We start from the raw sequence: 5,356 nt of genomic DNA, 5'->3' as shown, positions 1-5,356 counted from the left end.
CAAAGCTACCCACGGCATAGGATTATTCATAGACGTGGACCATAGGGCGGATACGTGAATCATACCTCTTGCAATTATCAAGATAATAATTATATACATTGGAGAAATCATCATGTAGCTGATCGGATTTGCTTTTAGCTAGAATTTTAAAGTAAGAAAGCGTGTCTTTTACACTTTGCAATTCAGCGAGTTCAAGATCAAATAGCTTTGTGAGCTTTTTGGGACTGTTTGAACTCCAAAGCCATTCCATCGTGTAATTATAAACTTTTTTGTTTTTGTATTTTGGATGCCACTTCGAATTATTTATAATGTCCAGTGCATATAGGAATCTATAAATTTATACAGCCGCAATACTGAATTTTGAGAGTGTCTATTTTAACGGGAACTTTTATCTATCCAATAGATTGAAAATAAGTTAAAAGGATTATTAAGACACTAAAAATATTTTTCATAAATTCCCATTTTAACGATTTAAGAACTTTCGAATTGTTAAGTTAGAGTATTTAAATTTAGAAATTTCAAATTAAGATATTTTACATAAGCATCAATTTCCTCCTCTAGTTTCCGAATAATTTAACAATAAAGGTTTCTCACATAATTTATTTTATTTTTCCAATTAGGCTTGATTTAATTTAATTCAAATAATAGGTCTTTTATTATTTTAACAAGCGTCTTACCTGCGAACATAAAAAAGCAGAACAACCATAAATAAAAATTAGAAAGAGAGCAATTCCATTTTAGTCGATAAAAGGAAATTTCGTCATATGTTAGGGAAATATAGACTACTAACCAAGCTATCCTTATAAATACCTTTGTATTATCAGATAAAAGGCAAATGGAAAATTCAAACAGCATAAAAAATCCAAGTACCGGTCTATTAATCATGATTCTAGGTACGGCGATTATTCTACTCTGGATCGGTATCTTTAAGTTTACATTAACAGAAGCTAAAGGAATTAAATCGCTCGTTGAAGCTCATCCTTTAATGGGATGGAGTTATAAAGTATGGTCAATTAGAACCGTTTCAAATATAATCGGGATAATAGAGATTATCACGGGATTAATGCTATTGGTAGGAATAAAAATAAAAAGTAGCTTAAGATGGGCTGGGTTGTTAATGATCTTGATTTTTGGATTTACAATTAGTTTTTTATTTACAACTCCTGGAGTATGGAAGAAGGTAGATGGAGTGCTTGTTACTGACTTTTTTATTTTGAAAGATTTAGTCTTTTTAGGTCTTGGTGTAGCCTTATGGAAAGATAGTATTAAGTGACCCTTCCTTAAATAACTATACAAAATACTCTTTGCAATGCGTAGAGAGGGTGTTTTGTTTGAGAGATATTTAATACATGGAGCCCCTAAGTGTTATATTGCGAAAGAAAATAAACAAATTTTTCAAGAAGTTTTAGTGAGTTTAAATGAATCAAAACGTCCTGCGCCTTGAAATTTTATCCTTACTCCTACTATATTTCCGATTCCTTTATAAGATCGTCCCTCATACGCTATCTCGTTATTTAATTTAATTTCTATTATTCCAGAATCTGCAGAACACTCAAGCTTTACGGGAGAAGAGTAATCAACGCCAAAAGCAGACATGTCATGATACTTGCCATCCATGAAGAGGTCTCCAATTCTTAACTTAGTCTCCCCTACGCATCCTGGTTTAGAAAGAGGAATTATAATTGCTCCTACTGTACCAAGAAGTATCAAGTCTGTACGCCTACAAGGAGAAGCAGGATGCTCAAAGGTATTCTGAACATTGAGTGATAATGAAAAAGACCTACTGTCCACGATAAGACTTTGATTGACATGAGTTAATATGAACGAAGGGATTTCGATATTATAATCGTTTAGATCTTGATTTAATTCTTTCTGTGATATACCATACCAGTCTCCATGATTATAAATCTCTTTTGGAAAATAAAAAGGAATGGAATCTCTAGAGAGAACGCCCAACCAATCCTCCGATTCTATAAATACGTCGTGTTCTTTTACGATCGAATCATTGAGCACTAACTTGGCTCGATAATATCCAGGCAAGTAATATACGCTTGCATGTTCATGATGGAATTTATCAACTCTGACTCTTCTTGTTTCGTCCCAATTCTGTTGGATAAATACACTGTCGGCATTGGATTTACTGGCGTCATAGTTGAATATGACGGTATTGGGGACACCAACTGTAACGGTTCTGCTCTCAAATTTCAGGTTATTGAACTGCAGCGGATTGGAAGTTTTCATCTGCAAGAAAAAGCCAACCAAAAAAACTGTGAGAACAAGGATTAATAATAGCCTATAATATTTCGAAGCACTTTTTGTAACCGTACTTTTGAGCGATACGGAAGGGGAATCTGATATAGCCTCCTTTGAACAAGACTTCACAAAATCCCGCCAATTCTGGTGAGAGATGAATCTAGCTAATGTATCGAGTGTCCCTAGATTGGGTTTGCTTTTATATTGCACTTTCCCCCAGATTCGCTTCAGAGTACTGGCACTGATAATTGTCTTTGTTTCGATGAAAATTTGATCACTGAGGTTTTCAAAATCTTGGGATTGCCAATCGGCGCTATTCCCCCACCCCAGTTTTACTTCAATTAGCTCTTTACATTTATCTATATAGTATTGATTTTCTGGCATATATTTTTAAAAGAAGAACTTGAACATATTTGAACAGAGAATGAATTTATAAAATGTTAGCCATATTCTAGATTTGAATCAAAATATTTCAAAAATATAAAATCAAATTATAATACTATGGTCAAAATCAAATTTACGGTAACTTTGTTAGTACTGCTTTGTCTCTCCGTTGAATTGTTCGGACAACAAGTGATTAAACCATCACTGAACGTAGAAAACTTGGAAGTAACAAACAGAAAATTCCGGATTGCCTCGGATGATAAACGAACGGACTTCGTGCGTATAAAAGGACAGCCTAACGCTGGTATCGTTTGGATAAAAGATCTTCTCTTGGAAACCGGCACCATCGAATTCGAGGTAAGAGGTAAGGATGTTCTTCAGGAAAGTTTTGTGGGGATAGCTTTTCATGGAACTGATGACAGTACATACCAAGCGGTTTACTTTCGACCCTTCAATTTTCAATCTAATGACCCTATAAGGAAAAAACATGCCGTACAGTATATATCACTCCCTGAAAACGATTGGCCATACCTTAGGGAGGAATTTCCCGATAAATACGAAGCCCCCATCTCTACAGAAGTCAATCCCAACTATTGGTTTCGTGTAAAAGTTGTCGTTACTTCAGAAACTATTACAACATATATCAATACAGATCAAACTCCTGTACTAACAGTCCAGTCACTACGTACAATATCTTCGGGTAAGGTAGGTTTTTGGACAGGAAACGGTTCAGATGGTGATTTTGCAAATTTAAAAATCATTCATTCGGAATAACAAGGAGCCGCGGCGCTACAGGCAGCACATATATCGCCTCCGCTATCGATGTAGTTCTCACAGCGCGTAATGTAAATGCGAGCGTAGATTTTCAGACTAGCGATCCCAATGGAGAGTATGCTAATGGCAGGTAATGAAATAATTCGGTAACTTTATCGATGTGAAATGGTTAATTCTATCCATCAGTTTCCTATTCTTGATTCTTTCCTGCCATAACGCAGTTGGGGATAAAAGCAACATGCGTGGACACGAGGTTCTCGACACACCGCATTTCGATCCAAAATATGAACATGTACAATTAAGCCCTGACAGTCTGCGAACTCCCGAAGACCTTCTCTTGATAGAGAAACTGAAAGTAATACACAAATGCCTGAAGGCAGAGGGCAACGAAGTGGTACTTAGCTTGACCAAAGAACAATTTCTTGCAGTGGGTATACCCGAACAGTATTAAATTCTTGTCCAAAAGGATATAGTAAACGCCAATAAGATGTTCAAAGAAAATAAAGTGACAAATGTAGACCCAATCCTTAAAGAATCGGCAAAAAATCAGGTATTGGAATAACAAAAGTAATTCCTATGAAAGAGAATCCATTTCCATCTCCTTTAATAGAATAAAAAAACCTCAACTTCTTTGATTTCAGTCATGAACATCCCTTCATAATCGTGCGCGATGACCTGTTCTATAACGCGGTGATTAGGTGTATAGGTCTGTATGACTACGTGACCTGATGCTGGTTCTGATGCGGCCAAGGCGTAATATAATAAACTAAACTATATTGCACAAAATAATAGTTTTGTCAATTAAGAGCAGCTTGTATTCTCACGACTCTCCATGTGTTATTCCATAAATAGATACTTAATATATCATTATTTCAATCCCTCATATATGGCATCCCAAAGAGCAATTCTTTTAATTAAACTATCTTTCGCCACTTCTTGCATCTCCAACCATTTGTTTTCATCATTACCAGCAATCTCTTGAATCATACGCATCGCGAGCGGTCCATGTTCATCTCCATCCAAATCAATATGGCGTTGAAAATAATAAATAAGTCCATCAAGTCCTGTATCGGGGAACTGTATTTTTAATCGTTTTAATATTGAGGTAAACATATCGGGTATCAAATCTTCTCTGCCGAACGTAAATGCAGAAACCACGATATGCGCTTTTCCACTGTCAATACAGTCAAAAGTAAACCTTAGGAATTCCTTAATTCTGTCGTCGATGTTCATACCGGCAATACAGTCGCTTATCGTCTTTCCACTTTTTATTCTAGAAATAAAATTCTCGATTTGTGAATAATCTGCCCCAAGGTCTTTCATTGCCTCCAGATAAAGTTCGTAATGACTTAAGCGCTTCCCTCCTTCGGAAACATCCGACTCTTCGGCTAGAACAATTTCATTTATGAGATACCGGGTATCAGGATTATCACTTGGAACCCACGGGAGAGTTGTGCAGGTTAATTTTATCTGTAGAAATTTTAATAACGACATAAAATCCCACACGGCATATACATGTCCTTCGGTAAACCTTTTCAGGTCTTCAATACAAGATATGTTTTGATACAAAGGGTGATTTATTAAACGTTGTCTTTCTTCGGCGATATATTGTTGTATATTTTCGATATTATTATGCATGGCCAAAAATAACAAAAGATCAGATAAAAATTAATTAACCTGAACTTGATAAGTAGTTAGCCTAATAAATCTCCGGAATTGCAACATAGTTTTAAAGAACATTTTTTCTATCAACTGTAGAAGTCGTTAAATCTTTTTTTGACATTTGTTCCCTCATGCATGTGGGAGGATTATCGACATCAATGTCGGCAACCCTATACTGTTTCAATGTAGAAACTTGTCCATGAGCATTTAAATTACGAAATTATTTTCGTATCCGCCCTACTAACCCCGTATAGGAGCTAATCTTTACTCCATTTATCTTTGC

6 protein-coding genes are annotated in these 5,356 nt (G+C 35.7%); 3 read left to right on the top strand and 3 right to left on the bottom strand.

The window, feature by feature from the left end:
- Window positions 1-835 precede the first annotated feature (835 nt).
- Window positions 836-1,273, top strand: a complete 438-nt coding sequence (locus tag FM107_RS13360) for a DUF417 family protein (RefSeq protein ID WP_086949004.1) — start codon at window positions 836-838, stop codon at window positions 1,271-1,273.
- A gap of 122 nt (window positions 1,274-1,395) precedes the next feature.
- Here FM107_RS13360 and FM107_RS13355 read toward each other — a convergent pair whose 3' ends face one another.
- The gene (locus FM107_RS13355; protein WP_086949003.1) at window positions 1,396-2,637 is read right to left on the bottom strand and encodes a hypothetical protein; all 1,242 of its coding nucleotides are present in this window, start codon (window positions 2,635-2,637) and stop codon (window positions 1,396-1,398) included.
- 117 nt (window positions 2,638-2,754) lie between these two features.
- Here FM107_RS13355 and FM107_RS13350 point away from each other — a divergent pair, with 117 nt between their 5' ends.
- Both FM107_RS13350 and FM107_RS13345 read left to right on the top strand, forming a co-directional pair.
- Complete coding sequence (locus FM107_RS13350; protein WP_086949002.1) at window positions 2,755-3,411, top strand: hypothetical protein; 657 nt, start codon at window positions 2,755-2,757, stop codon at window positions 3,409-3,411.
- A gap of 160 nt (window positions 3,412-3,571) precedes the next feature.
- Entirely contained in the window at window positions 3,572-3,862 is a 291-nt protein-coding gene (locus tag FM107_RS13345) for a hypothetical protein (protein ID WP_086949001.1), read from the top strand.
- Between the two features lie 152 nt (window positions 3,863-4,014).
- Here FM107_RS13345 and FM107_RS19535 read toward each other — a convergent pair whose 3' ends face one another.
- Window positions 4,015-4,161 (bottom strand): hypothetical protein, encoded by a 147-nt coding sequence (locus FM107_RS19535; RefSeq protein WP_179204482.1) that lies wholly within the window; start codon window positions 4,159-4,161, stop codon window positions 4,015-4,017.
- A 117-nt stretch (window positions 4,162-4,278) separates the two neighbouring features.
- On the bottom strand, window positions 4,279-5,049 hold the full coding sequence (locus FM107_RS13340; RefSeq protein ID WP_086949000.1) for a DUF3050 domain-containing protein: 771 nt from the start codon (window positions 5,047-5,049) through the stop codon (window positions 4,279-4,281).
- Window positions 5,050-5,356 lie beyond the last annotated feature (307 nt).

The organism is Sphingobacterium sp. JB170 (genome assembly GCF_900163865.1).
Classification (GTDB): Bacteria; Bacteroidota; Bacteroidia; order Sphingobacteriales; family Sphingobacteriaceae; genus Sphingobacterium.
Note: the sequence above shows the minus strand (reverse complement) of the source record. Positions and strands in the feature narration are given on the sequence as shown.